This window comes from Burkholderia sp. 567 (assembly GCF_040545115.1).
GTDB lineage: Bacteria > Pseudomonadota > Gammaproteobacteria > Burkholderiales > Burkholderiaceae > Burkholderia > Burkholderia ambifaria.
The window spans coordinates 680,903-706,450 of the sequence record NZ_JBEPLG010000002.1; the positions used below are offsets into that span (position 1 = coordinate 680,903).

The 25,548-nt window shown below is 69.2% G+C and carries 23 protein-coding genes; 17 read left to right on the forward strand and 6 right to left on the reverse strand.

Annotated features, from left to right (window positions below):
* Positions 1-570 precede the first annotated feature (570 nt).
* Both ABIC50_RS08515 and ABIC50_RS08520 read left to right on the forward strand, forming a co-directional pair.
* A complete protein-coding gene (locus ABIC50_RS08515; protein WP_165752543.1) occupies positions 571-2,049 on the forward strand; it encodes an alkaline phosphatase family protein in 1,479 nt (492 codons plus the stop codon).
* A gap of 290 nt (positions 2,050-2,339) precedes the next feature.
* Positions 2,340-3,902 (forward strand): methyl-accepting chemotaxis protein, encoded by a 1,563-nt coding sequence (locus ABIC50_RS08520; RefSeq protein ID WP_354163080.1) that lies wholly within the window; start codon positions 2,340-2,342, stop codon positions 3,900-3,902.
* Between the two features lie 117 nt (positions 3,903-4,019).
* Here ABIC50_RS08520 and ABIC50_RS08525 read toward each other — a convergent pair whose 3' ends face one another.
* The gene (locus tag ABIC50_RS08525) at positions 4,020-4,907 is read right to left on the reverse strand and encodes an IclR family transcriptional regulator (RefSeq protein WP_126226604.1); all 888 of its coding nucleotides are present in this window, start codon (positions 4,905-4,907) and stop codon (positions 4,020-4,022) included.
* Positions 4,908-5,199: 292 nt separating this feature from the next.
* Here ABIC50_RS08525 and ABIC50_RS08530 point away from each other — a divergent pair, with 292 nt between their 5' ends.
* From ABIC50_RS08530 to ABIC50_RS08565, 8 genes are all read left to right on the forward strand, one after another.
* Positions 5,200-6,282: an ABC transporter ATP-binding protein gene (locus tag ABIC50_RS08530; RefSeq protein WP_175732747.1), complete on the forward strand. Its 1,083-nt coding sequence runs from the start codon at positions 5,200-5,202 to the stop codon at positions 6,280-6,282.
* The gene (locus ABIC50_RS08535; RefSeq protein ID WP_175673690.1) at positions 6,283-7,263 is read left to right on the forward strand and encodes an ABC transporter permease; all 981 of its coding nucleotides are present in this window, start codon (positions 6,283-6,285) and stop codon (positions 7,261-7,263) included. It begins immediately after the preceding gene.
* Positions 7,260-8,054, forward strand: a complete 795-nt coding sequence (locus ABIC50_RS08540; RefSeq protein ID WP_354163083.1) for an ABC transporter permease — start codon at positions 7,260-7,262, stop codon at positions 8,052-8,054. Before ABIC50_RS08535 ends, ABIC50_RS08540 begins: the two co-directional genes overlap by 4 nt.
* 2 nt (positions 8,055-8,056) lie before the next feature.
* Complete coding sequence (locus ABIC50_RS08545) at positions 8,057-8,401, forward strand: (2Fe-2S)-binding protein (RefSeq protein ID WP_354163085.1); 345 nt, start codon at positions 8,057-8,059, stop codon at positions 8,399-8,401.
* A complete protein-coding gene (locus ABIC50_RS08550; protein WP_354163088.1) occupies positions 8,398-9,837 on the forward strand; it encodes an FAD/NAD(P)-dependent oxidoreductase in 1,440 nt (479 codons plus the stop codon). The genes ABIC50_RS08545 and ABIC50_RS08550 overlap by 4 nt, the downstream gene beginning before the upstream one ends.
* Positions 9,830-10,978 carry an NAD(P)/FAD-dependent oxidoreductase gene (locus ABIC50_RS08555; RefSeq protein ID WP_354163091.1) on the forward strand — a complete coding sequence of 383 codons (1,149 nt, stop codon included), beginning with the start codon at positions 9,830-9,832 and terminating at the stop codon, positions 10,976-10,978. The genes ABIC50_RS08550 and ABIC50_RS08555 overlap by 8 nt, the downstream gene beginning before the upstream one ends.
* Entirely contained in the window at positions 10,975-12,021 is a 1,047-nt protein-coding gene (locus ABIC50_RS08560) for an ABC transporter substrate-binding protein (protein ID WP_354163094.1), read from the forward strand. Before ABIC50_RS08555 ends, ABIC50_RS08560 begins: the two co-directional genes overlap by 4 nt.
* A gap of 176 nt (positions 12,022-12,197) precedes the next feature.
* Positions 12,198-13,565 carry an MFS transporter gene (locus tag ABIC50_RS08565; protein WP_354163097.1) on the forward strand — a complete coding sequence of 456 codons (1,368 nt, stop codon included), beginning with the start codon at positions 12,198-12,200 and terminating at the stop codon, positions 13,563-13,565.
* 26 nt (positions 13,566-13,591) lie between these two features.
* On the opposite strand, the gene ABIC50_RS08570 is transcribed toward ABIC50_RS08565, so the two are convergent.
* Together ABIC50_RS08570 and ABIC50_RS08575 are read right to left on the reverse strand one after the other, a co-directional pair.
* Positions 13,592-14,602 carry a 3-hydroxybutyryl-CoA dehydrogenase gene (locus ABIC50_RS08570; RefSeq protein WP_354163099.1) on the reverse strand — a complete coding sequence of 337 codons (1,011 nt, stop codon included), beginning with the start codon at positions 14,600-14,602 and terminating at the stop codon, positions 13,592-13,594.
* A complete protein-coding gene (locus tag ABIC50_RS08575) occupies positions 14,599-15,705 on the reverse strand; it encodes an NAD/NADP-dependent octopine/nopaline dehydrogenase family protein (RefSeq protein ID WP_175677354.1) in 1,107 nt (368 codons plus the stop codon). The genes ABIC50_RS08570 and ABIC50_RS08575 overlap by 4 nt, the downstream gene beginning before the upstream one ends.
* Positions 15,706-15,854: 149 nt before the next feature.
* Between ABIC50_RS08575 and ABIC50_RS08580 the strand changes: the two genes are divergently transcribed.
* Positions 15,855-16,829, forward strand: coding sequence for an AraC family transcriptional regulator (locus tag ABIC50_RS08580; protein ID WP_354163102.1), 975 nt, complete (start codon positions 15,855-15,857; stop codon positions 16,827-16,829).
* Entirely contained in the window at positions 16,826-17,863 is a 1,038-nt protein-coding gene (locus ABIC50_RS08585; protein WP_354163105.1) for a LysR family transcriptional regulator, read from the forward strand. The genes ABIC50_RS08580 and ABIC50_RS08585 overlap by 4 nt, the downstream gene beginning before the upstream one ends.
* A gap of 32 nt (positions 17,864-17,895) precedes the next feature.
* Here ABIC50_RS08585 and ABIC50_RS08590 read toward each other — a convergent pair whose 3' ends face one another.
* Positions 17,896-19,026, reverse strand: coding sequence for a porin (locus ABIC50_RS08590; protein WP_354163108.1), 1,131 nt, complete (start codon positions 19,024-19,026; stop codon positions 17,896-17,898).
* 411 nt (positions 19,027-19,437) lie between these two features.
* On the opposite strand from ABIC50_RS08590, the gene ABIC50_RS08595 reads away from it, so the two are divergent.
* Together ABIC50_RS08595 and ABIC50_RS08600 are read left to right on the forward strand one after the other, a co-directional pair.
* Positions 19,438-20,844 (forward strand): spinster family MFS transporter, encoded by a 1,407-nt coding sequence (locus ABIC50_RS08595; RefSeq protein ID WP_354163110.1) that lies wholly within the window; start codon positions 19,438-19,440, stop codon positions 20,842-20,844.
* Positions 20,845-21,000: 156 nt separating this feature from the next.
* Positions 21,001-21,981: a PDR/VanB family oxidoreductase gene (locus ABIC50_RS08600; RefSeq protein WP_354163113.1), complete on the forward strand. Its 981-nt coding sequence runs from the start codon at positions 21,001-21,003 to the stop codon at positions 21,979-21,981.
* A 114-nt stretch (positions 21,982-22,095) separates the two neighbouring features.
* Here the strand turns inward: ABIC50_RS08600 and ABIC50_RS08605 are convergent, their stop codons facing one another.
* Positions 22,096-23,016 (reverse strand): LysR family transcriptional regulator, encoded by a 921-nt coding sequence (locus ABIC50_RS08605; RefSeq protein ID WP_354163115.1) that lies wholly within the window; start codon positions 23,014-23,016, stop codon positions 22,096-22,098.
* Between the two features lie 139 nt (positions 23,017-23,155).
* Between ABIC50_RS08605 and ABIC50_RS08610 the strand changes: the two genes are divergently transcribed.
* Positions 23,156-24,439 (forward strand): aromatic ring-hydroxylating oxygenase subunit alpha, encoded by a 1,284-nt coding sequence (locus ABIC50_RS08610; protein WP_354163118.1) that lies wholly within the window; start codon positions 23,156-23,158, stop codon positions 24,437-24,439.
* A complete protein-coding gene (locus ABIC50_RS08615) occupies positions 24,436-24,939 on the forward strand; it encodes an aromatic-ring-hydroxylating dioxygenase subunit beta (protein WP_105829936.1) in 504 nt (167 codons plus the stop codon). Before ABIC50_RS08610 ends, ABIC50_RS08615 begins: the two co-directional genes overlap by 4 nt.
* Here the strand turns inward: ABIC50_RS08615 and ABIC50_RS08620 are convergent.
* Positions 24,914-25,120, reverse strand: coding sequence for a hypothetical protein (locus ABIC50_RS08620; RefSeq protein WP_354163121.1), 207 nt, complete (start codon positions 25,118-25,120; stop codon positions 24,914-24,916). The two genes, ABIC50_RS08615 and ABIC50_RS08620, sit on opposite strands and share 26 nt — an antisense overlap.
* Here ABIC50_RS08620 and ABIC50_RS08625 point away from each other — a divergent pair.
* Entirely contained in the window at positions 25,119-25,505 is a 387-nt protein-coding gene (locus tag ABIC50_RS08625) for a tautomerase family protein (protein ID WP_354163124.1), read from the forward strand. The two genes, ABIC50_RS08620 and ABIC50_RS08625, sit on opposite strands and share 2 nt — an antisense overlap.
* The last annotated feature ends 43 nt before the right edge of the window (positions 25,506-25,548 follow it).

Here is a 25,548-nt window from a genome sequence, read left to right on the forward strand (position 1 = left end):
CGGAAATCCTAGCATGTCCGCCGACCATCAACCATCGGCATCGACAGTGCAGCGATTTCGGCTCGGCGCGGCAGTCGCGCGAGCGCCAGCGTCTTCTCGTTGCACGCGCACGGAACCGGAAGCCGTCCTTGCGCCCGCGACAACGATGTCGAAACTCTCCGCAATCCGGCAGCGACTGTCAACCGCGCGTTCGCAAACGACATCGCGCCACGAAGCTGACGGCGCGTCTTCTCGCAATGCATCAATCGTCGATTCCTTTTGACCCACGACCTGCGCTTTGGCGTCGTTCAATCGTCCGACTACGACCTCGTTGCGCACGAAACGACGAATGGTGCACCGCGCCGAACACGCAGTAGCGACCCGCACATGCAAGCGAGCCAGCCCGCGGGCCCAGCGACCGTCGAACGCGCAACAGCATCGGCGGCTGCCAGCATCGAATGCGCCCCGCAGGCATGAAGGTTGCGCCTTCCGCCCGCTCGCGTTTTCCGCACGGCGAGTGCGCGTCGCTTCGCGGCGGCGATGCGTGATCGGCTGGCCAGCGCCGCATCCAATAACGAAGGAGACGTTGTCATGGACGAGTCGAATGCATATCGCCGCTACAACCGCCGCCGTTTTCTGGCCGGTGTTGCAGCAGTGGCCGGCAGTGTCGCATTGCCGGGTTGCGGAGGCGGCGGAGATGGAGACATCAATTCACCGGACGGCAACGCGCCCGCGCCGTCGATCGGCGACACGCCTTCGCCGAATGCCGGCGATCGCTACAGCCTGCCGCGGCCGAAGTTGCCCGACCCGGCGAGTTCGGGCATCGATCACATCGTGCTGATCACGATGGAAAATCGCTCGTTCGATCACTTCCTGGGCTGGGTGCCCGGCGCCGAGGGCATGCCCGCGAACCGCCAATACAAGGACGCGTTCGGCGCCACCCACGCACCGTTTTCACTGTCGGCCGATCCCGCATACGGCTATCAGGCGTGCGCGTACCACGACCCGAACCACGGCTACGAGGGCGGACGCGTGCAGCTGGCCTCGGGGGCGATGAACGGCTTTCTCCTCACACCAGGCACGAGCCAGACGCAGGGCGACCTGCTGCCGATCGGCTTCTACGCGGCGGCAGACCTGCCGTTCTTCAACGCGGTGGCGAGCAATTACACCATCGGCGACTTCTACTTCACCGGCGTGCTGACCGACACGATCCCGAATCGCCTCTATCTGCATAGCGGTGCCACCGACCGCCTCACCGACAGTGTCGACAACTCGTCGCTGCGCACGATCTGGGACAACCTGAGCGACGCCAACGTCGGTTGCAACTACTACTACCACGACGTGCCGTTCACCGCGCTTTACGGCACGCGCTATCTCGGCATCTCGCGTCCGTTCTCGGAGTTCCTGTCGAATGCGGCGGCGGGCACGCTGCCGCCATTCTGCATGGTTGATCCTGTTTTCTCGGGCGAGCAGGCCGGTACGTCCGCCGACGACCACCCGCACGCGGACATCCGCAACGGGCAGGCATTTCTGAACCAGGTGTATGACGCGCTGCGCACGAGCCCGACGTGGAGCCGCACGCTGATGATCATCGTCTACGACGAATGGGGCGGCTTTCTCGAGCACGTGGTGCCGCCGATCCGGCCGATCAGCAACAACGAGCACGCGGTCGGCAACGACGGCAAGCTCGGCTTTCGCGTGCCGCTTGCGCTGCTCGGCCCGCGCGTGCGTGCCGGCACGGTCACGCGCTATCCGTTCGACCCGAGCTCGATTCACGCGCTGCTGCAATGGCGCTTCGGCCTGAAGCCGCTCGGCGTGCGCGGCAGCGATCCGGCGACCTTCAATCTCGCGTACGCGCTCGATCTCAACGGCGCGGCGCGTACCGATGCACCGGTGTTCACGGTCGCGCAAGGGCCGTTCGGCGGAACGTGTCCGGGAGCCACCGCGCCTTCGCCGTCCAGCTCGGTGTCGGGCATCGATCCGTCGCAACTGGCGGCCAATCCCGCCGCCGACCGGTTCTCGGACCTGCGTGCGAAGGCCGCGGCGCTCGGGTTCCAGACCGGCGGCTGACGGCAACGCGGGTGCGGCAGCTGCAATCGCCACCGATGCGGCTGCCCACCCGCGCCCTGCCACCTTCACATTCAGTACACTGCCCCGCCGCGCCAACGCATGCCGGCTCCCCTTTCTGTCGCATTCCGTCGGGTTCGCGTCGCGTTCGGATAAAAACTTCCAGTCATCGCCGCCGTTAACTCGTTCGCAATCCCGGCGCCCCGCATCGCGACGCGGCGCCCGTCGTCGTTCGTGCTCCGGAATCCATATCCGCCGTCGGCCGCCCGTTGTGCCGCCGGCAAGGGAACGTCATGCGAAAACTCACCATCCGCGGCGGACTCGTCGCGACCATCGCCGGCTATACGGCGCTGCTCGTCCTGGTCGTCGGCGCGTGCATCGCCGCGCTGTATGCCGGCAACGGCTCGCTCGAAGCGATGTACCGCGACGACACCGCGTCGCTGCTGCACCTGAAAACCAGCTCGGAGCGCATGCTCGTGCTGCGCGAACGCGTGAGCGACGTCGCGCAGATCATCAGCGCCGGCCAGCCCGCGAAGGCGGAAATCGCGCAACTCCACACGCTGCTCAAGCAGAGCAACGACGAACTCGACGCCTACACGCGCCTGCATGCACGCGACGCCGACGAGCAAGCGCTGTTCGACACGCTGCAAACGCGTCGTCGCACGCTGCTCGACCAGGTGTTCCTGAAGGCGATGTCGCAACTCGACCAAGACAACGCATTCGACTTCCTCGACACGCATCGCACCGCACAACCGGCGCTGTTCACGGCTTACCAGGATGCGATCGACGCGCTCGAATCGTTCCAGGTCGCGCGCCAGAAGGCGCGCTACGACGCGGCCGGCGCGCGCTTCCATCGCATCGTGTGGGCGATGGCGGCGGTCGCGCTGTTCGCGCTGATCGTCGGCTTCCTCGCGCAGCGCGTGCTCGCGAAGGCGATCATCGAGCCGATCCATCTCGCCGTCGACCACTTCGACAGGATCTCGAAAGGCGACCTGACCGGCACGGTCGTCATTCCCGGCAAAAACGAAATGGCGTATCTGCTGAACGCGTTGAAGCGGATGCAGGACGGCCTCGTCGAAACCGTGACGCAGGTCCGCACGAGCACGGAGACGATCGTCGGCGACGTCCGCACGATCGCGAGCGGCAACGTCGACCTGTCCGCGCGCACGGAGCAGCAGGCCGTGTCGCTGCAACAGGCGGCGGCGAGCGTCGAGCAGCTGACCGCGACCGTGCGCCAGAACGCGGATAACGCGCGCGATGCGCGCACTTACGCGCAAGGCGCGGCCGGCATCGCCGCGCGAGGCGGCGACGCGATGCAGCGCGTCGTCGAAACGATGTCCGCGATTTCGCACAGCTCCGCGCGGATCTCCGGCATCGTCGGCGTGATCGAGAGCATCGCGTTCCAGACCAACATCCTCGCGCTGAACGCCGCGGTCGAAGCGGCGCGCGCGGGCGAGCAGGGGCGCGGCTTCGCGGTCGTCGCGACCGAGGTGCGCGGGCTCGCGCAGCGCTGCGCATCGGCGGCGAAAGAAATCCGCGAGCTTATCGGCAACTCGACGCAGCGCGTGGAGGACGGCAGCGGCCTCGTCGCGCTCGCCGGTTCGGCGATGTCCGAACTCGTCACCGCGGTCGAGCGCGTCAACGCGATCATGGGCGAGACCAGCATCGCCTTCGACGAGCAGACGTCCGGCATCGAGCAGGTGAATACCGCCGTCATCCAGATGGAGCAGACGATGCAGCGCAACGCCGCGCTGGTCGAGGAGGCCGCCGCCGCGGCGCTGTCGCTCGAGGATCAGAGCACGCGGCTCAGCGATGCCGTCGCGCAGTTTCGGGTTGGTGAAGCGGCGCTGGGGTGATTGAGCAGGCCGTCCGTGCCGTCGCGAGCAAAAACGAAAGCGCTCGACAACGCGCGCTTTGATCAGACGTAAAGAGCTCGCATCAGCAAGCTAACGAACCAGCGACGCGCGACGCATCTATACCGTTTTCCCGGCCAGCCCATGCATCGGCCGCCGCAACGCGGCGTCGAACGGATTCGTGCGCGGGCCGATCGCGTCGGCCTGGCGCCTGAGCAGTTCGACGACCATCGGCATCCGGTCGTCGCCGAGACGCGACGCCAGCGTGCCGACGCTCAGCGCGCCGACCGGATACCCGGTGCGGTCGAGGATCGGCACCGCGACGCCGGCCATCCCGTCGAGCACGCCGCTGTTGCGGCCCGCGTAGCCGAGCTGCCGCACGCGTTCGATCTCGGTGCGCAGGTACACCTCGTCGAGCACGCCGTAGCCGCGGATGCGCGGCACGTTGAAGCGGATCACTTCCTCGCGCTCGGCCTCCGGCAGGAACGCGAGGATCGCGAGGCTGCCCTGTCCGACGCCGAGCGCGATGCGCCCGCCGATGTCGCCGGTAAACGAGCGGATCGGAAACGGCCCTTCGCACAGGTCGAGACACACCGCGTCGAAGCCGCTCTTCACGAGCAGGAAGATCGTCTCGCCCAGGCTCGCGCACAGCCGCAGCAGCACGGGCCGGCACAGCGTGCGCATGCTGCTCGGATTGCCGGCCAGCGCGGCGAGCGCGAAGAAGTCGACGCTCAGCCGGTACAGCTTCGACTGTTCGTCCTGCTCGACCATCCCTTCGGCGATCAGCGATTGCAGGATCCGGTGCGCGGTGCCCTGCGTGAGGCCGACGGCCTTCGCGAGGTGCGTGACGCGCACGCCGTCCTGCTGCATGCCGGCCAGGGCGCGCAGGATCGCGAACGCGCGCTGCAGCATACCGGTGCCCGGCGCGCCGGCCGGATCGGCGGCGTCCTCGTCCGGGCGCGGCGCGCGTGCGGCCGGCGACGTTCCGGGCGACTGGGGTTCTGGCATGCCGGCTCTCCTCGATGATTTCATTGAACGGAATACGGTAGCCGCCATTGTCGTCCGGCCGAAATTGCGCGGGCATCCGGGTGTGCACGGGATTGACGTGTGCATTTCGCGGGCCGGCCGCCCTTCATTCACCGGAACGATTTCGACGTGATTCGACGTTCCATTCCGCTCATCGGAATTTTTTCGAAATTTCTCCCGTTGAGCAGAATTCCAAATTGACGCTCCGAAATATGGCTGGCTAGAGTCCGCGTCATCGGTGCACCGGCCACGGTGTGCGAACCCGGAGCTCCCCATGTCGTTTCTCACGCTTACGGATCTGACGAAATCGTTCGGCGAGCTGACCGCCGTCGCCGACGTCAACCTGTCGGTCGAACAAGGCGAATTCGTGTCGTTGCTCGGCCCGTCGGGCTGCGGCAAGACCACGACGCTGCAGATGATCGCCGGCTTCGTCGACGTCACGCGCGGCCGCATCGCGCTCGACGGGCAGGACATCACGCACATGAAGCCGAACCGCCGCGGGCTCGGCATCGTGTTCCAGAGCTATGCGCTGTTTCCGCACATGAGCGTCGCGGAGAACGTCGGCTTCGGCCTCGACATGCGCGGCGTCGACAAGACCGAGCGCGCCGAGCGCATCCGCGCGGCGCTCGCGCTCGTGCGCCTCGATGCGCTCGCGCACCGCTTCCCGCGCGAACTGTCCGGCGGACAGCGGCAGCGTGTCGCGATCGCGCGCGCGATCGTGATCGAACCGCCGGTGCTGCTGCTCGACGAGCCGATGTCGAATCTCGACGCGAAGCTGCGCGAGGACATGCAGTTCGAACTGCGTGCGATCCAGCGCAAGATTGGCACAACGACGATCATGGTCACGCACGATCAGTCGGAAGCGCTGTCGATCAGCGATCGCGTGGTCGTGATGGAAGCCGGCCGCATCACGCAGACGGACACGCCGTACCGCGCGTATGAACGTCCCGAGAACCATTTCGTGTCGCAGTTCATCGGCAAGGCGAACCTGCTGCCCGGCACGATCGTCGCGCACGACGGCGACGCGATCCGCATCGACCTCGGCCACGATCTCGCGGAAACGGGCCGCACCGCGCACCTGCCGGCACGCGAGCGCGACATCCGTGTCGGCGACGCCGTGTCGGTCTGCATCCGCCCGGAAAAGCTGCGACTGTGCGCGCCGGGCGCAGGCCGCTTCGCCGCGACCGTCACGAGCCGATTCTTCCTCGGCAGCCAGTGGCTGTACCGCGTCGACAGCGCACTCGGCGAAGTGCTCGTGTGCTGCCAGAACGAAGGCGCGGAGCCGCTCGCGGAAGGCGCGCCGGTGGGCGTCGACTGGCATAGCGACGCGGTGCGCGTGATGCGCCGGGAGGCCTGAATGGGACAGCCTACCCGCCCGCTACCCGCCGACGGCGCGACGGCCGGCCTCGCACCGTCCGCCGCCGCAGGCGATGCGGTGACGCCGCGCGCTGCCGGCGGCCGCGTGCCGCGCGCCACGTGGCGCGCGCATGCACCGCTGTGGTTGATGTGCGCGCCCGCGTTCGCGCTGTTCGCCGCGCTCGTGCTCGTGCCGCTCGCGATGACCTTCGCGCTCACGTTCTATCGCTTCGACCCGGCCACCGGCCCGATCGCCGCGTTCCAGTTCGGCCACTACGCGGAAGTGCTCGGCTCGTCGTACTTCCACACGATCTTCGCGCGCACCTTCGGCATCGCCGCGCTGACCACCGCGATCTGCGTCGCGATCGGCACGCCGGAAGCGTACGTGCTGTCGAAAATGCGCGATCCGTGGCGCTCGCTGTTCCTGCTCGTGATCCTCGCGCCGCTGCTCGTGTCGGTCGTCGTGCGCGCGTTCGGCTGGAGCATGCTGCTGAACACGAGCGGACTCGTGAACCAGGCGCTCGGGCTCGCGGGCCTCGGGCCGTACAAGCTCGAATACACGACGTTCGCGATCGTGATCGCGCTCGTTCACGTGATGCTGCCGTTCATGGTGATTCCCGTGTGGACCGCGCTGCAGCGGCTCGATCCGCAGACCGAACACGCGGCGCTGTCGCTCGGCGCGTCGCCGTTCACGACGTTGCGCCGCATCGTGGTGCCGCAGCTGATGCCGGGCGTGCTGTCGGGCAGCCTGATGGTGTTCGGGCTGTCGGCGAGCGCCTTCGCGATTCCGGGCCTGCTCGGCGGACGTCGCCTGAAGGTCGCGGCGACCGCCGTCTACGACGAATTCCTCGGCTCACTGAACTGGCCGCTCGGCGCGACGATCGCGGTGCTGCTGCTGATCGCGAACCTCGTCGTGATGCTCACCTACTACCGCGTGCTCGAACGCCGCTACGCGCGCAGCCTCGGAGGCGCTTCCCGATGAGCAAGAACGGCCCCTTCGCCCTGGCGTTCCATACGCTCGTGATCCTGTTCGTGCTTGCGCCGCTCGCGATCGTTGTGCTCGTCGCGTTCACGCCCGACGAAACGTTGACGCTGCCGACGCACGGGCTGTCGCTGCGCTGGTTCCGCGCGATCCTCGACTATCCCGACTTCGTCACCGCGTTCGTCAACAGCGTGAAGCTCGCGTTCGCGTCGGCGACGCTGTCGCTCGCGATCGCATTGCCCGCCGGGCTCGCGATCGGCCGCGCGACGTTTCCGGGCCGCGCGTTCCTGAACGGGCTGCTGCTGTCGCCGCTCGTGATTCCCGGTCTCGTGCTCGGCATCGCGCTGCTGCGCTTTTTCGCGCTGATCGGCGCGACCGGCTCGTTCACGTGGCTGGTGCTCGCGCACATGATCGTCATCACGCCGTTCGTGATGCGGCTCGTGCTCGCATCCGTCGCGGGCCTCGACCGCAGCATCGAGCAGGCCGCGTGCTCGCTCGGCGCCGATCCGTGGACGACGTTTCGCCGCATCACGCTGCCGATGATCGTGCCCGGCATCACCGGCGGCTGGCTGCTCGCGTTCATCAACAGCTTCGACGAGCTGACGATGTCGATCTTTGTCACGTCGCCGCAGACGGTCACCCTGCCGGTGCGCATGTACATGTACGCGACCGAATCGATCGATCCGATGATGGCGTCGGTATCGACGCTCGTCATCCTCATCACCGCCGGCGCGATGCTGCTGCTCGATCGCGTGTACGGCCTGAACCGCATCCTGATCGGCCAACACTGACGATGACTTCCGTTTCCCGTTCCACCGACATCGCCGACGACGGCCCGCAATTCGTGCGCGTCGCCGAACGCGAGCGCGCCGCCGTCGCGTTCACGCTCGACGGCCGCCCCGCGCATGCGCTTGCCGGTGACACCGTGCTCACCGCGATCCTCGTCGCGCAGCGCCGCGTGCGCGTGAGCGAATTCAGCGGCACGCCGCGCGCGGGTTTCTGCCTGATCGGCGCGTGCCAGGACTGCTGGGTGCGCACCGAGGCCGGCGCACGCGTGCGCGCATGCTCGACGCCGATCGCAGAAGGCATGCGGATCGTCACCGGTGCGCAGCATGTTATCAACGGAGACGCATCGTGAGCGACGCACTGCGACCGGTGATCGTCGGTGCGGGGCCGGCCGGCGTGCGCGCGGCCGAGGCGCTGGTCGACGCGGGGCTGCGCCCCGTCGTGATCGACGAGAACGCGCGCTGGGGTGGGCAGATCTATCGGCAGCCGCCGGTCGACGGCGCGTTCGCCCGCGGCAAGCGTGCGCTGTACGGCTTCGAGGCCGCGAAGGCGGACGCCGTGCACCGGACGATGGCCGCGCTGCTGCCGCAGGTCGACTACCGGCCAAACACGCTCGCGTGGGCGTGCGGCGCGGGCCGCGTCGACACGCTGCAGGACGGCCGCGAAACGACCGTGCCGTTCTCGCACCTGATCATCGCAAGCGGCGCGACCGATCGCATGCTGCCGGTGCCGGGCTGGACGCTTGCCGGCGTCTATACGCTCGGCGGCGCGCAGGTCGCGCTGAAGTCGCAGGGCTGCGCGATCGGCAGCCGCATCGTGTTCGCGGGCACGGGGCCGTTGCTGTATCTCGTCGCCTACCAGTACGTGAAGGCCGGCGCGCAGGTCGCGGCGGTGCTCGACACGAGCCCGCTGCGCCAGCAGGCGGCCGCGACACCGGCGCTGCTGCGCATGCCGGCGACCTTCGCGAAGGGGCTCTATTACATCGGCTGGCTGCGCGCGCACGGCGTCGCGATCGAAACGGGCGTCACGCTCGAACGCGTACTCGGCGAGCGACACGTCACCGGCCTCGCGTGGCGCGCGGCCGGTAGCGATGCACCGATGCGCCGGCTCGACTGCGATGCGCTCGGCCTCGGCTTCGGGCTGCGTTCGGAAACGCAGCTTGCCGATCTCGCCGGCTGCCGGTTCCGTTTCGATCCGCTCAACCACGCATGGCTGCCGGAACGCGACGCGGCCGGCCGCACGTCGGTGCGCGGCCTCTACGTCGCGGGCGACGGCGCCGGCATCGCGGGGGCCGACGCGGCCGAGGCGTCCGGGCGACGCGCGGCGCTCGCGCTGCTCGACGACGCGGGCATCGCGACGTCCTCTCCATCGCCGGCTGGCAAGCCCGATGCGGCCACGCTCGAACGCACGCTCGCCCGGCTCGGCGCATTCCGTGCGGGCCTCGAGGCGGCGTTCGCGCCGCCGCCCGAGCTTGCCGCACGCTGCCCGGACGACACGATCGTATGCCGCTGCGAGGAGATCGACGCGGGCACGCTGCGACGCTGCATCCGCGACGGCGCGGCCACCGAGCTAAACCGGCTGAAGGCGCTGACGCGCGCCGGGATGGGCCGCTGCCAGGGCCGCATGTGCGGCGACGCGACCGCTCTCGTGCTGGCCGCCGAAACCGGCCGCCCGCTCGCGGACGTCGGTCGGTTGCGCGCGCAACCACCTGTGAAGCCGTTCCCGATCTCGGCCGCGCTCGCGGGCGACGACGTCGCGGCGATTCCCGACGAGGCGCGCGATGAGTGAACTTCGTCACTATGATGTCGCGATCGTCGGCGGCGGCCTCGTCGGCGCGTCGGCCGCGCTGGCGCTGGCGCGGCGCGGGCTGCGCGTCGCGCTGTTCGAGCGCCGCGACTGCGGCGCGCAAGCGAGCGGCGTGAACTACGGCGGCGTGCGCTGCCAGGGCCGCCCGGCCGAGCAGCTGCCGCTCGCGCTGCGCGCACGGCGCATCTGGGACCGCCTGCCCGAGCTGATCGGCATCGACGGCGAATTCGTCGTGTCGGGCCACTTGCGGCTCGCGCGCAGCGACGCCGACCTCGATGCGCTCGATGCGTATGCAACGGTCTCCGGCGAGCACGGCCTGCCGCTGCAGGTGATGCGCGGCGACGCGTTCCGCCGCCGCTACCCGTGGCTCGGCCGCGCGGCGCTCGGCGGCTCGCTGTGCGCGACCGACGGGCACGCGAACCCGCGCGTCGTGTCGCCCGCGTTCGCGCGTGCGGCCCGCGCGGCGGGCGCCGACGTGTTCGAGCACGCAGCGGTCGATGACGCCCGGCACGACGGCATGCGCTTTCACGTTCAGGCAGGCGGCCGCAGGTGCACGGCGACGTGGCTGATCAATTCGGCCGGCGCATGGGCGAACACCATCGCCGAACGCTTCGGCGAAGCCGTGCCGATGGAGCCGATCTACCCGAACATGTGGGTGACCGAGCCGCTGCCGCCGTTCATCACGCACAACCTCGGCGTGTACGGCGGCGGGGTGTATGCGCGGCAGGTCGCGCGCGGCAACTGCGTGATCGGCGGCGGACGCGGCCGCGGCGACGGCGAATTCGGCCAGCCGTCGGTCGACACGACGCGCGCGGTGATGCGCGACGCGTGCGCGCTGTTGCCCGCGCTGCGCGATGCGCTGCTGATCCGCACGTGGAGCGGCGTCGAAGGCTGCACGCCCGACCACAACCCGATCATCGGCGCGAGCCGCACGACGCCGAACCTGTTGCACGCGTTCGGCTTTTCCGGCGGCGGCTTCCTGCTCGCGCCGGGCGTCGGCGAGGTGCTCGCCGAGCTCGTCACGACCGGCGAAACCGTCACGCCACTCGAAGCATTCTCGATCGGCCGCTTCGCGCCGCACACGCCGATCGCCCCTTTCCGTCAAGAGGAGACCCACAAGTGAAACTGTTCGGAACGATCGCGGCCGCCGCCGCCCTCTGCGTCGCCGGCGCCGCCGCGCCCGCGTTCGCGCAAACGAAGACGATCTACGTCGGCATGAACGGCGGCCCGATGGAAAAGGCCTATACGAGCCAGGTGCTGCCCGAGTTCGAGAAGGCGAACAACGTGAAGGTCGTCGTCGTGCCCGGCACGTCGTCGGACGTGCTCGCGAAGCTGCTCGCGAACCGCAACAAGCCGCAGATCCACGTCGCGTTCCTCGACGACGGCGTGATGGCGCGCGCGGTCAGCCTCGGCGTGTGCCAGAAGCTCGACGATTCGCCGGTGCTCAAGGAGCTGTATCCGTTCGCGCGGATGAAGGACGACGTCGGCGCGGGCGTGCAGCTCGGCATGACCGGCATCGCGTACAACAAGAAACTGTTCACGGAGAAAGGCTGGGCGCCGCCCGCGTCGTGGATGGATTTCGCCGACCCGAAATACAAAGGCAAGGTCGTGTTTCAGTCGGCGTCGAGCAGCACGTTCGGGCTGCACGGCTTCCTCGCGATCAACCGGCTGCTCGGCGGCAGCGAGCAGAACGTCGAGCCCGGCTTCAGCAAGTGGGCGAGCACGGTCGGGCCGAACGTCGTCGAGTACATCCCGAACTCGGCGAAGATCTCCGAGATGGTGCAGACCGGCGAGGCCGGCCTGTTCCCGCTGACGCCGACCGGTGTCGGCGACCTGCAGGACAAGGGCATTCCGGTCGCGTATGCGAACCCGAAGGAAGGCCCGGTGCTGCTGCTCGTCGACCTGTGCGTCGTCGCGAACAATCCGGATCCGCAGCTGGCGCAGAAGCTCGCGCAGTTCCTGCTGTCCGCGCCCGCGCAGACGAAGGCCGCCGAGGCCGGCAAGCAGATCCCGACCAACCGCCTCGCGAAGATGCCGGCCGCGATGCAGCAAAGCCTCGGCAACGTCGACGATCTCGTGCGCAAGGTGACGGTGGTCGACTGGGCGGCGATCAACGCACGCCGCGCGCAGTGGGATACGCGCTGGAACCGGCAGATCGAGCGGTAACGGGCGACGGCGCGCGCGGGCACGGCCGCGCGCGGCGCAGACCATCATCAGCGGGAGTGATGACACTCCCCTTTTTTTGTGGATTTGACCGGGGCGGCGGTGCCGACAACACTAGCCCGCAGTGCCGCATGCGTTCTCCAGAGACGGCACGCGTTCGTCCCCCTTCAGAGTCCGCCATGTACCCGACCGACACCGTGCAATCCCCGAGCGCCGCCCGGCCGCTCGCCGACCGGCAACTGCGCCGGATCGTCATCGCCTCCGTCGCCGGCAACGCGATGGAATGGTATGACTTTTTCGTCTACGGCACGGCCGCCGCGCTCGTGTTCGGCCACGTGTTCTTTCCGCCCGGCGCGTCGCCGCTCGCGGGCAGCCTCGCCGCGTTCGCGGCGTTCGCGCTCGGCTTCGTCGCGCGGCCGCTCGGCGGGATCGTGTTCGGCCACGTCGGCGACCGTTACGGGCGCAAGGCGTCGCTCGTGTGGACGCTGCTGATCATGGGCGCGTCGACGTTCGCGATCGGCCTGCTGCCGACCTACGCACAGGTCGGGCTGTGGGCGCCCGCGGCGCTCGTCGTGCTGCGGCTGCTGCAGGGCGTCGCGTCCGGCGGCGAATGGGGCGGCGGCGTGCTGATGATCAGCGAGAACGCACCGCCCGAGCAGCGCGGCTACTACGCGGCGTGGAGCCAGCTCGGCGTGGGCGGCGGCTTCGTGCTGTCGTCGGCCGCGTTCCTCGCCGCGCAGGCGCTGCCGGACGACGCGTTTCGCACCTGGGGCTGGCGGCTGCCGTTCCTCGCGAGCATCGCGATCTTCGCGATCGGCGTCTATATCCGCCGCCACCTGCCGGAAAGCCGCGACTACGAGCAGGCCGCCAAGCGCGGCGCGCACACGCATTTGCCGATCGTCGAGTGCATCCGTCGTCATCCGAAGGAAATCCTGCTCGCGATGGGGCTGCGCGTCGCCGAAAACGGCGGCGCGTACATCTTCCTCGCGTTCTCGCTCGTCTACGGCAAATACGTCGGCATCCCGAACGGCGTGATGCTGACCGGCGTGATGATCGCGATGATCGTCGAAATGGGCGCGATGCTCGCGTGGGGCCGCCTGTCCGACCGGATCGGCCGCAAGCCCGTGTACCTGATCGGCGCGCTGAGCCTCGTCGCGTGCGCGTTTCCGTTCTTCTGGCTGCTCGACACGCGCGCGACGCCGCTCGTATGGCTCGCGCTGACGATCGGCACGGCGGTGAGCCATGGAGCGATGATCGGCACGCTGCCCGCGCTGGTCGGCGAGCTGTTCAGCACCGAGGTGCGTTACTCGGGCGTCGCGCTCGGCCATGAAGTCGCGTCGATCTTCGCCGGCGGGATGTCGCCGCTGATCGCGACCGCGCTGCTCGCGCGCTATCACGCGTCGTGGCCCGTGTCGTTGTTCCTCATTGCGCTCGGGCTCGTGACCGTCGCGACGCTGTGCGTGATGCGGGAGACGCGCGGTATGCCCGGAGCCGGTACGCCCGCAGCCGGTATGCCCGCCGCCAGCACGCGCGGCGACGCGGCATGACCGCGCGGCCGCGCGCCGCCGGACGCTCACGCGCCGGAATCGCGCCGGGCGGCATCGAACGCGGGCGCGAGCCCGAGGTGGTCGAGCAGCCGCGCGAACTCGCCGAGCCGTTGCTGCATGTAAGCCGGCACGTCGACCTGCGCATAGTCGTGGAACCCGGTGCCCGTACGCATGCCGTCGCGCCCGGCCTCCATGTTGTGCACGACACTCGCGGCCGGCGCGAAGCGCGGACCGATCTCGCCGGCGAGGTACGTCGACGCGTAGTACAGGATGTCGCAGCCGCCCCAGTCGATGAACTCGAGCAGCCCGAGCACCGCGAAGCGCGGGCCGAAGCCGGTGCGGATCGCCGTGTCGATGTCCGCGGCGCTCGCGACGCCCTCCTCGACCATCCGCGCGGCCTCGTTCATCGCGAGCGCCTGGATGCGCGGCACGATGTAGCCGGGCGCCGGCCCGCAGATCACCGGCTTCTTGCCGACGCGCTCGAGCAGCGCGGCGAGCGCATCGACAACCGACTGATCCGTCACGTCGCTGCGGCTGATCTCGACGAGCGGCATCAGCAGCGCCGGGTTCAGCCAGTGCGCGTTCAGCATCCGCTCCGGGTGCGGGACATGGCGCTGCAACGTAGTGACGACGAACGTCGACGTCGTCGACGCTATGGTTGCACGCGCATCGACATGTTCGCCGAGCCAGTGCAACGCGTCGGCCTTCGCGTCGAGCACTTCCGGCAGCGCTTCGAACACGATGCCGGCGTCGCGCACCGCGTGCGCCGCGCCATCACGCGCGACCAGCGCGATGCGCGCGACGACGGCCTCGGCCTGCGCGCGATCGATGCGGCCGAGCGCGACCTGCGCATGCAGCGGCCGCAGGATCTCGCCGCGCGTGCGCTCCTCGAATGCGCGCCATCCTTGCGCGTCGCGCGGCTTGAAGTCGATCAGCGTCACGTCGAGGCCCGCGAATGCGAACACGAGCGCGATCCCCTGCCCCATGCGTCCCGCGCCGAGCACGTGCACGCGCGTCACGTCGAGGGCGGCCTTCATGCGGCGTACCCCGCATCGAGCAGCGCGCGCAGTGCGTCGCGCGACAGCGCGGCAAGACCCAAACCGTCCAGCGTGCGCCCTTGCGCATACAGATCGCGGCCGGTGACGGCCGACGCGACGCTCAGCAGCCCCTGCGCAACGGGCGTCGGCACGTTGGCCCAGCGTCCGCACGACACGATGAAGGACAGCCCGAGCCGGGTGTCCTCGAGCATGTAGCGATGCGTGCACAGATCGATCTTCTCGCGCCAGTCGCCGCTATCGGTCAGCTTGCCGTGCGCGCCGCGCCCGTACATCCATTCGTCGCCGTCGGTCGCGTAGTGGTCCGCGAGCGGGAAATGCGGCGCGCGGTAGCCGAGCGCCTCGCGCACGGCGATGCGTTCGGCGTCGAGCGCGTTCGTCACGCGGCGGATCGACGGTTGCGTGCCCTCGTTGTGGATGTCCCACGCGTCGAAGTGTTCGAGCGGCCCGGCGTTCATCAGGATCAGCGGCGGATGGATCACCGGGCCCGCGTTCATCAGCGCGCCGGACAGCGCGTCCTCGACCGGCTCGACCGACGGATAACCGGCGCGCAGCACGTCGAACGCCCAGCCGGCCGCGTTCGCGGGAAACACGCCGGTCGGCAGGCGCGTCGCGTATGCGCTGATCACGACCGCGTTGTCGCCATGCTTGCGCACCAGGTACGGCAGCGTGCCCGTCTCGGCGTATGCGACGCGCGCACGGTTGCCGGCGTCGGCCGCCGCGCGCGCGAACACGAAGCTGCCGAATGTGCCGGGCGGCAGGAACACGACCTGGCCGTCCTCGAGCAGCGGCGCGACCTGCGCGGCCAGCGCGTCGTGCGACACGGCCGGCAGCGGCACCACGACGAGCCGCGCGCCGCGCAGCGCGGCCGCGAGATCGTCGGTCAGCCGGATCGCGCCGGGTGTATCGCCGAGCGGCACCGCGCGCTCGCCACGATAGTCGGTCACGTGCAACGCGCCGAGTTCGCGCAGCCGCGCGTGCGGTTCGCGGTCGCGCCGCCACCACGTCACGTCGTGGCCCTTCTCGAACAGGTCGATCGCGGCCGCATGGCAGCCGTGGCCGCCGCCCAGTACACATACCTTCATCGTTTTCTCCCGGTGAGTGAGTGTTGCCGAGACTACGCGGCGGCGCGCATCGCGTCGCTTCAAAACGCGCAACGGCACGCCCGTTCGCGCAACGCAATCGCGGCGCCGCGCATGGCGCCGTACTCACGCATCCGACACGAGGCCACCGCATGGACATCGCCCTCTCCCGACATGCGCCGAACCGGCTCGGCACGCTGCATGCGCCCGACGAAGTCGAACGCGCGGTCGCGCACCGGCTCGGGCCGCACCGGATGGCCGCGCACGGCCACGATCCGTTTCATGCGGAGCTGTACGAGGTGCCGCTGCATCACGGCGCGCTGCTCGAACTCTGCTACGGCCGCGAAACGCGCATCGATTTCGGCGACGATGCCGATCACTTCCTGTTCCGGCTCACGCTGTCGGGCGCGTGCGAGTTGCGCGCCGGCCAGCGGATCGCGCGTGCGGGCCCGGGCGAGCTGACCGTGTCGTCGCCCGCGCTCGCGAGCCGCCTGAGCACGAGCCCGGATTGCCGCAACCTGGTGCTGCGGCTGGAGCGCGGCGCACTCGAACGCAAGCTGCAGGACATGCTGCACGCGACGCTCACGCGGCCGCTGCACTTCGATCTCGCCGCCGGCGGCAACGGCGCGGGCGCCGCGCTCGTGCCGCCGACGTTCGAGTACCTGTGCCGGCTCGGCGCGCAGCCGGGCCTCGGCACATCGGCGGCGACGTTCGGCGCCGATCTCACCGCGTGGCTGATGTCGCTGCTCCTCACGCACCTGCCGCATTCGTACAGCGCCGCGCTCGCGCGCGGCACGCCGCCGCTGCCGGCGCACGTGCGCCGCGCATGCGACCACGTCGACGCGCACCTGAGCGAACCGCTCGCGCTTGCCACGCTGGCGGCCGTCGCGGGCGTCGCGCCGCGCACGCTGCAGCATGCGTTCCGCGCGTTCCTGAACACCACGCCGGCCGCCTACGTGCGCGAGCGCCGGCTGGCCGCGGTGCACGCCGCGCTGCAACGCGGCGACGCGCGCAGCGTGACCGACGTACTGATCGCGCACGGCATTCATGGCTTCGGCCATTTCGCGAAGGCCTACGCGCGGCGTTACGGCCACGCGCCTTCCGTCACCGCGAGGCAAGCACCATGACGCACTCCGCCACCAGCCGGCCGCCGGCCCCGGCCCGCGCCGAACCTTCACCGCACGACGGCGATTCGCCCGACGGCCTGCGCGTGCAGGATCTCGATCTCAACTTGCTGAAGACGTTTCGCGCGGTGTACGAGGAGCGGCACGTGGGCCGCGCGGCGCTGCGGCTCGGCGTCACGCAGCCGTCGGTCAGCTACGCGCTCGGCCGCTTGCGGCTGATGTTCCGCGACGCGCTGTTCGTGCGCACCGGCACCGGCGTCGAGCCGACGCCGCGCGCGCAGCGGCTCGCGATCTCGGTCGACAAGGCGCTCGCGATCCTGCAGGACGTGCTCGACGAAGGCTCGCGGTTCACGCCGGACAGCACGCAGCGCGTGTTCCGGCTGCACATGAGCGATTTCGCGGCGAGCGCCTTCCTGCCGACGCTGCTCGCGGCCTTCGACCGGCGCGCACCGGGCGCGGTGATCGAGACGCTGCACGTCGACGAATGCCAGCTCAACGTCGCACTCGAATCGGGCCGCATCGATTTCGCGCTCGGGCATTTCGCCGATGCGTCGAGCCATTTCCAGCGCGCGGCGCTGCTGCACGAGCGCTGCGTGTTGCTGATGCCGCGCCGCACCGCGCAACGCGTCGCGCTGCCCGACGATTTCGTGCTCGACGGCGACGCGCCGGACACGCTGCGCTTCGTCGCCGTGACATCGCATCCGCAGTCGATGCAATTGCTCGAGCGGCACGGACTGATGCCGCGCGTGCGGGCCGCGCTGCCCGACTTCATGGTGGTGCCGGCGCTGCTCGAACACGGCGATTACGCGTTGATCCTGCCGGAGACCGTCGCGATCACGTTCGCCGCGCGTCAGCCGTGCACGCTGTACGAGATCGCCGGGGCCGGCGAATGGGCCGTCAACGCGTACTGGCACCGGCGCTTCGATGCGGACCCGGGCCATCGCTGGCTGCGTGCGCTGCTGCTCGAGTTGTTCGATATCGGCCGGCAGCCGCCGTTCGACGCATGGCTCGCGCCGCACCCGCCCGCCTGCGCGTAGCGGCGCAGGCGGCCAGGGGCAACGCTCGGCGCTCAGAACGACGTGAGGATGCCCGCGACGATCGAGCTGGCGGTCGCGCCGGGTTTCGCGACCGCGACGCCGCCGCCCGCCGCGCCGTTCACGACGAAGCGCGCATGCGCGCCGTTGCGCACCATCGCCGCGCCCGTGTACAGCACCGTGCGCTTCGACAACGGATAGTCGAAGCGGATGCCGTACGAATCGGCGTTGCCGTCGCTGTCCGCGACCTTCCGGTAGTGGCCGATGCTCAGCAGCAGCGACGCGCGTCCGACCGGCACCGTCGCGCTGAGCTCCATCGTGTCGCTGTGCGGATACGCACTCTGGCTGTCGATCGCGGCCGCGACGTCGGGGCCGCCGCGATGGCGCATGTACAGCGCGGCGATCTTCACGACGCTGAAGTCGTACGAAATCGCGCCGAGCGTGTAGTTGCCGTTCGCGGCCGTGCTGGTTGTGCCGAGCGCGGATGCGGCGACCGGGCTGAACTTCTGCTGCATGTAATCGACGTCGATCGACAACCCGCCGCGCGCGTAGTTGAGGCCCGCGCCGTACGTATCGCCGAGCGTCGCCGGCTGGCCGGCCGCGCCGTTGGCGCCGCGCGCGGCCATCGCGCGGAGCAGGAATCCGGCATAGCGCGGCGACGTGTAGCGCATCGAGTTGCGCACGCGCAGGAACGCGGGCCCGACGAAGTTGTTCGTCGCGTTGCCCCACGCGAGGCCCGCGCCGAGACCAGGCAGGCTGTACGTGACGAGCGTGGTGTGCAGGATCGTGTAGAGCTCGCCGAACTGCACGCCGCCGAACGGCCCGGTGATGCCGACCCACGCCTCGCGGCCGAACAGCGCGCTGCTGTTCGACAGCGCGCCGCTCGCGGCGTTGAAGCCGTCCTCGAGCTTGAAGATCGCCGCGTAGCCGCCGCCGAGATCCTCGACGCCCTTCAACCCCCACTGCGACGCCCACAGGTTGCCGCTGCCCATGCGCGTCACGTGGTTCGGCCCGGCGTTCGCGTATTCGATCGCGGTGTCGATGCGGCCGTAGAGCGTCACGCTCGATTGCGCGAGGGCCGGCAGCGACGCGCACGTGAGGAGCGCGGCAACCAGCGTGGCACGCGGTACGGCAAGCCGGTCGGCCCGCCCGTTCGGATGGTTCATCTTCGTCGTCCCGTAGTCATTCCGGCGCCGGTCGGCGTCGCGCCGCTCGATGTGAAACGCGTTCGCGATCTCGTGCGAACACTGCCGATCAAAACCGGGCCGAGTCTAGGAACGACAATTTCGGACGTCGACGCAATCCGCTCTATAACGCTTATAGATGCGCCGCATGATGCGCGCGCGCCCCGCCGCACGCGCGCTGCGCGCCGGCCCGCGCGCACGGCCTCGGTGTTTTCTTTATCCGGGTCGGTAAAGGTCCGTGTGGCGCGGCTGTCACTCCGGCTATGGCGACCGAATTTGGCCGACTACGCTGCGTCTCCGACACGTGTCACCCGCACGCTTTCGCGCCGCGACGGCGCCCGGCCCGCGAGGCCGGCGCCGCGCCTTTCCACCGCCCGCTCCTGGAGAATCCGCATGTCCGCACCCACGGCCCGCGCTGCCGACGGCAAGCGCTATACGTACGAATGGTATGTCGTCGTCATCTGCATGCTCGCGTACGTCTTTTCGTTCGTCGACCGTCAGGTGCTCGTCCTGATGATCGAACCGATCAAGCGCGACCTGCACCTGACCGACACGCAGTTCAGCCTGCTCAACGGCTTCGCGTTCTCGCTGTTCTACGCGGTAATGGGGTTGCCCGTCGCGTATCTCGCCGACCGCTACGCGCGCCCGCGCATCATCGCGCTCGGCATCGCGCTGTGGAGCGTCGCAACCGCCGCGTGCGGGCTCAGCCAGCAGTTCGTGCAGATGTTCGTCGCGCGCATGGGGGTCGGCGTCGGCGAGGCCGCGCTGTCGCCCGGCGCGTATTCGATGCTCGCCGATTACTTCCCGAAGGAGAAACTCGGCCGCGCGATCGCCGTGTATTCGCTCGGCTCGTTCATCGGCGGCGGCGTCGCGTTCCTGATCGGTGGCTACGTGATCGCGCTGCTCAAGCACGCGAGCGCGTTCACGCTGCCGCTCGTCGGGCAGGTGCACGCGTGGCAGGTCACGTTCCTGATCGTCGGGCTGCCGGGGATTCTCGTCGCGCTGCTGTTCGCCGCGACCGTGCGCGACCCGCAGCGCAAGGGGCTCGCGCAGGATCGCTCGGGCGCCGTGCGGCGCGTGTCGATGCGCGACTCGCTGCGCTTCGTCGGCACGCATCGCGCGACCTTCACGTGCCACTACCTCGGCTTCTCGTTCTATGCGATGACGCTGTACTGCCTGCTGAGCTGGACGCCCGCGTTCTATATCCGCCGCTTCGGGATGACGGCCGTCGAAGCCGGCTACACGCTCGGCATCGTGCTGCTGGTCGCGAACACGGCCGGCGTGTTCTGCGGCGGCTGGCTCAACGACTGGCTGCTGCGCCGCGGACGCAGCGATGCGCCGATGCGCGCCGGCGCGATCGGCGCCGCGTGCATGGTAGTTCCCGCGACGCTGTTCACGCAGCTCGACAGCCTGCCGGCGTCGCTCGCGATGCTCGTCGTCGCGATGTTCTTCGCGTCGTTCCCGATGCCGACGTCGACCGCCGCGATGCAGACGCTCGCGCCGAACCAGATGCGCGCGCAGATCTCCGCGCTGTTCCTGCTCGTGTCGAACCTGATCGCGCTCGGCATCGGCACCACCGTCGTCGCGCTGTTCACCGATCGCGTGTTTGGCGCACCGGCGGCGGTCGGCCATTCGATGTCGATCGTCAACGTCGTCGCCGCGACGCTCGCCGCGCTGCTGCTGGCGGCCGGATGCCGGCAGTACCGTCGCAGTCTCGAGCGCGAGCGCGGCCATGCGGCTGCGTCGGTCAACGCCGCCAATGCGGCCGCCGACGGCGGCAACGTGGTCGCCGCACGCTGAGCGCGCGACGATCGGGCCGCGGTTCAATTATCCATCCCACTGATTCCGGCATCGCTTTTTTATCGATTTGATTTATGCGATGCCCATCCCTATTCTCGGCTGCATGACGGCGCGGTATCCGCCGCGCCGGTTTCTTCCCTACCCCACGGAACACCCATGCAAGCGAACCGCCACCAGGTCCGGATCGATGCGCTGATCGACGCGGCGCAGGACATCCGCTGTTTCCGGGTCTCGCGCGTCGACGGCCAGCCGTTCGACGCGTACGAGCCGGGCGCCCATATCGACGTCACCGCGCCGTCCGGCGTCACGCGGCAGTATTCGCTGTGCGGCCGCCCCGACGAGCGCGGCAGCTATCTGTTCGCGGTGAAGAAGGAAGCGCGCTCGCGCGGCGGCTCGCGCTCGCTGCACGACGACGTGTGCGTCGGCGCCGAGTTGTCGATCGGCGCGCCGCGCAACCTGTTTCGTCTGACGGACGACGCGAGCGAACATGTGCTGATCGCGGCCGGGATCGGCATCACGCCGCTGCTGTCGATGGCGTATGCACTCGAGCAGCGCGGCGCGCGCTACCGGTTGCACTACTTCGCGCGCAGCCGGGAACACGCGGCCTTCGTCGATGAGCTGTCGGCCGCCCCGTTCGCCGCGCACGTGACGTTCCACTACGGCATCGAGCCCGACGCACTGGCGGCCGAACTCGGCCGCTGCGTCGAAGCGATCGATGCGCACGCGCATGTGTACACGTGCGGCCCCGGCCCGTTCATGGATGCGGTCGTCGCGGCGGCGTCAATGAGGATTCCCGAGGATGCGATTCATCTCGAACGCTTCGCGGCGGAACCGGCCGCGGCCGATGCCGCCACGGATGCCGCGCCGGCGGAAGGCTTCGAAGTGCGGCTGCAGCGCAGCGGGCAATCGGTGCGCGTCGCGCCCGACACGTCGATCGTCGACGCGCTCGCGCGCATCGGCATCGAGGTCGATACGTCATGCGGCGAAGGCGTGTGCGGCACCTGCATGGTGCCGGTGCTCGACGGCGAGCCCGATCATCGCGACCACTGCCTCAGCAAGGCCGAGCGCGCGAGCAACACGGTGATCTGCTGCTGCGTGTCGCGTGCGCGCTCGGCGGTGCTCGTCCTCGATCTCTGAGTCGATAACGCGACGATGCGCGGGTGCATCGCAACGGCCCGCGCGTCGATCTCGGAGGCGCTGATGCACTGACGCGACGATGCGCGGCTGCATCGCGACGGCCCGCCCGCGCGCTCACGCTTCGTCGAAATGCTCGACGATCTCGGCGAGCAGCGCGCGCATCCACGCGATGCCCTCGTCCTCGTGAAAGTGTTCGTGCCAGTGCATCGTGACCGGCGCGGGCGGCAGCGTCACCGGCAGGTCGTACAGCCGGAACCCGTTGCCGCGGTTCAGGATCTGCGCGAGCCGCCTCGGCAGCGTCGCGTAGAGATCGGTGACCGACAGCACGCTCGGCAGCGCGACGAAGTGCGGCACTTCGAGCGCGATGTTGCGGCCCACGCCCTGCGCGCGCAATGCGTCGTCGAGCGCGTGGTGGCTGTGCTCGACCGATTTCACGTTGACATGCGCGGCGCGCACGAACTGCTCGAGGCTCAGCGCCGCGCCGGCCGGCAACCCGCGCCGGCGGCCCGTCATGCACACGTAGGTTTCCTCGAACAGCACCTGGTGGCGCGTGCGCGGCATCAGCTCCGGCAGGTTGCCGATCGCGAAGTCCAGCCGGCTCGCGCGCAGCGCCTCCTCGATCTCCTCCACCGGCAGCGGCTGCACGCTCAGCGTCACGCGCGGCGCGCGCTCGCGCAGCGCCTGGCAGATCGCCGGCAGGTACGCCATTTCCCCCGCGTCCGACAGCGACAGCCGGAACGTGCGCGTGCTCGACGCCGGATCGAAACGCTCCGCATAGCGCAGCGCGGCGCGCACCATGTCGAGCGCCTTGCCGACGATCCCCGCGAGTTCGAGCGCGACTGGCGTGGGCTGCATCCCCGCGCGCGTACGCACGAACAGCGGATCGTCGAACAGCGTGCGCAGCCGCCCGAGCGAATAGCTGACGGCCGGCTGCGACAACGCGAGCCGCTCGCCGGCCTTGGTCAGGCTGCGCTCCTCGACGATCGCCTGGAACACCCGCAACAGGTTCAGATCGAGATGATCGACCGATGTCATCGTGACCTCCATCATTTGCCGTATTTATTTGATCAGCAATTTTAGATCAATTTGACGGATATGTAGCAGAAGCCGAGACTGGTCTCCCGACGCTGCGCACAGCGCGGCCCGACTTCGCGACTCTTTCCCCACGACGACGATGAGCGACATTCCCTACCAGACGATCGACACCCGCGCGTTGCACGGCTTCGCGCAGCCCGACCGCATCGCGCCCGCGATGTATCACGACCCCGCGCTGTTCGAGGCCGAGCTCGACCGCATCTTCTACCGCACCTGGATCTGGGTCGCGCACGACAGCGAATTGCCGAACCCGGGCGACTTCATCACGACGACGATCGGCCGCCAGCCGGTGATCGTCGTGCGCGACAAGACCGGCGAGATCAACGTGCTGCAGAACCGCTGCCGCCATCGCGGCGCGACCGTGTGCGAATCGCACAAGGGCAATGCGAAGGGCTTCACGTGCCCGTATCACAGCTGGTCGTACGCGCTCGACGGCACGCTGCGCGCGCTGCCGTACGGCGACGGCTACGAAGGCGTGTGCGAGAAAGGCGACCTGCCGCTCGTGAAGCTGCGCGTCGGCGTGTATCAAGGGCTGATCTTCGCGACCTTCAACGACGACATCGAACCGCTCGAGGATTTCCTCGGCGGCGCGAAGCCGTGGATCGACCTGTTCATGAAGCAGGGCGCCGGCTACCCGATCAAGGCGAACGGCGAGCACAAGTTCAAATTCAAGGGCAACTGGAAGATCCAGCTCGAGAACACGACGGACCTCTATCACTTCCCGGTCGTGCACAAGTCGTGGATGAAGTCGATCGACGATGAAACAGCCGCCGCGATCACGAGCTTCATGACGAGCGAGCACGCGTTCTGTCGCGCGCTCGGCAACGGCCACAGCCTCGCGGTGCTGATGCCCGAGCTGATCGATCTCGACGAAGACGACGGCGCGCCGCTGCCCGAGCGCTTCGCGCCGCTCGCGGCGACACTCGCCGAGCGCCACGCGCCGGACGAAGTGCGCCGCATCGTGCGCTCGCTGCTGGGCGTCGGCTTCAACCTGAACCTGTTTCCGAACCTCGCGCTGTCGATGGCGTTCTTCCGCGTGTTGCGGCCGATCTCCGCGAACGAAACCGAGATCCGCCACGTCGCGCTCGCGATGGACGGCGGCCCCGACGAAGCGAACCGCGAGCGGCTGCGCATCCACGAGCACTTTCAGGGCCCGTTCGGCTTCGGCAGCCCCGACGACGCGGAAGCGTGGGAGCGCGTGCAGCGCGGCGCGCACGCGGGCCCCGACGTGCCGATCCTCGTGAACCGCGGGCTGAACCGCGAGACGACCGCCGCGAACGGCGAAAAGACCGCGCATGCGACCGACGAGACCGGCATGCGCGAGGCCTACCAGCAATGGCGCAAGTTGATGGAGCAAGCATGATGGACGACCGCAACGCCCTTTTCTCGCAGCAGACCTTCGCCCGCGCGGTCGAATTCGTGTGGCGCGAAGCCGAGATGCTCGACCGCCGCGACTATCGCGCGTGGCTCGATCTGTGGGATCCGGCCGGCCACTACGTGGTGCCGATCGATCCCGACGCGACCGATTTCGCGGCGACGCTGAACTACGTGTTCGACGACCAGGACATGCGCGAGAAGCGCGTGCAGCGGATGCTGTCCGGTTACTCGGCGTCGGCGAGCGACGCGGCGCGCACGGTGCGCACCGTGTCGCGCTTCACGCTGGAAAGCAGCAGCGCCGGCATCGTCGAGCTGAAATCCGCGCAGGTCGTCGTCGCGTACAAGCGCGGCGTCGCGACGCTGTTCGCGGCCGACGTCACGCACAAGCTGCACGTCGATGCCGAAGGCGAGATGCGCATCGCCGAGAAGGTCGTGCGCCTGATCGACTCGACCGAAGCGCTCAGCGCGATCGGCTTCCTGCTGTAACGCGCGGCCGGTTCGCCGCCGCCTGCGCGATGGTGAGCCAGTCGCCTTCACCTGCAAGCGGCCACCGGTTCGCCATCGCCAGCGCAACGGTGAGCCGGTCACCTTCACCTGCAAACGGCCACCCGTTCGCCGCCGCCAGCGCAACGGTGAACCGGTCACCTTCACCTTTCCGGACGACCATGCCCACACTCGAAGTTTTCCTGCCGGCCGGCCACGACGACGCACGCAAGGCCGAGCTGATCGCGCGGCTGTCCGGCGCGACCGTCGACGCGATCGGCGCGCCGATCGAATCGGTGCGCGTGCTGCTCACCGAATTGCCCCCGACCCATATCGGCCTCGGCGGGCGCACGGCCGCCGACGGCGCGCCGCCGTCGCTGCCGGTAATCGTCGCGATCCTGATCGCCGGGCGCACCGACGAACAGAAACGCGCGCTGATCGCCGCGCTGTCGGACGCCGGCGCGAACGTGCTCGATGCGCCGTTGCAGGCGACGCGCGTGATGATCAAGGACATCCCGAACACCGACTTCGGGATCGGCGGGCAGACCGCGCGGGCATTGGGGCGCTGATCGTGTGCCACGCGTCGCAGCCCAGCCGTGACGCACGTAAAGC

Coding starts and splice junctions, on each gene's coding strand:
- ABIC50_RS08515 (WP_165752543.1), top strand. CDS start 571: ATGGACGAGTCGAATGCATATCGCCGCTACAACCGCCGCCGTTTTCTG.
- ABIC50_RS08520 (WP_354163080.1), top strand. CDS start 2,340: ATGCGAAAACTCACCATCCGCGGCGGACTCGTCGCGACCATCGCCGGC.
- ABIC50_RS08525 (WP_126226604.1), bottom strand. CDS start 4,907: ATGCCAGAACCCCAGTCGCCCGGAACGTCGCCGGCCGCACGCGCGCCG.
- ABIC50_RS08530 (WP_175732747.1), top strand. CDS start 5,200: ATGTCGTTTCTCACGCTTACGGATCTGACGAAATCGTTCGGCGAGCTG.
- ABIC50_RS08535 (WP_175673690.1), top strand. CDS start 6,283: ATGGGACAGCCTACCCGCCCGCTACCCGCCGACGGCGCGACGGCCGGC.
- ABIC50_RS08540 (WP_354163083.1), top strand. CDS start 7,260: ATGAGCAAGAACGGCCCCTTCGCCCTGGCGTTCCATACGCTCGTGATC.
- ABIC50_RS08545 (WP_354163085.1), top strand. CDS start 8,057: ATGACTTCCGTTTCCCGTTCCACCGACATCGCCGACGACGGCCCGCAA.
- ABIC50_RS08555 (WP_354163091.1), top strand. CDS start 9,830: ATGAGTGAACTTCGTCACTATGATGTCGCGATCGTCGGCGGCGGCCTC.
- ABIC50_RS08565 (WP_354163097.1), top strand. CDS start 12,198: ATGTACCCGACCGACACCGTGCAATCCCCGAGCGCCGCCCGGCCGCTC.
- ABIC50_RS08570 (WP_354163099.1), bottom strand. CDS start 14,602: ATGAAGGCCGCCCTCGACGTGACGCGCGTGCACGTGCTCGGCGCGGGA.
- ABIC50_RS08575 (WP_175677354.1), bottom strand. CDS start 15,705: ATGAAGGTATGTGTACTGGGCGGCGGCCACGGCTGCCATGCGGCCGCG.
- ABIC50_RS08580 (WP_354163102.1), top strand. CDS start 15,855: ATGGACATCGCCCTCTCCCGACATGCGCCGAACCGGCTCGGCACGCTG.
- ABIC50_RS08585 (WP_354163105.1), top strand. CDS start 16,826: ATGACGCACTCCGCCACCAGCCGGCCGCCGGCCCCGGCCCGCGCCGAA.
- ABIC50_RS08590 (WP_354163108.1), bottom strand. CDS start 19,026: ATGAACCATCCGAACGGGCGGGCCGACCGGCTTGCCGTACCGCGTGCC.
- ABIC50_RS08595 (WP_354163110.1), top strand. CDS start 19,438: ATGTCCGCACCCACGGCCCGCGCTGCCGACGGCAAGCGCTATACGTAC.
- ABIC50_RS08600 (WP_354163113.1), top strand. CDS start 21,001: ATGCAAGCGAACCGCCACCAGGTCCGGATCGATGCGCTGATCGACGCG.
- ABIC50_RS08605 (WP_354163115.1), bottom strand. CDS start 23,016: ATGACATCGGTCGATCATCTCGATCTGAACCTGTTGCGGGTGTTCCAG.
- ABIC50_RS08610 (WP_354163118.1), top strand. CDS start 23,156: ATGAGCGACATTCCCTACCAGACGATCGACACCCGCGCGTTGCACGGC.
- ABIC50_RS08615 (WP_105829936.1), top strand. CDS start 24,436: ATGATGGACGACCGCAACGCCCTTTTCTCGCAGCAGACCTTCGCCCGC.
- ABIC50_RS08625 (WP_354163124.1), top strand. CDS start 25,119: ATGCCCACACTCGAAGTTTTCCTGCCGGCCGGCCACGACGACGCACGC.
- ABIC50_RS08620 (WP_354163121.1), bottom strand. CDS start 25,120: ATGGTCGTCCGGAAAGGTGAAGGTGACCGGTTCACCGTTGCGCTGGCG.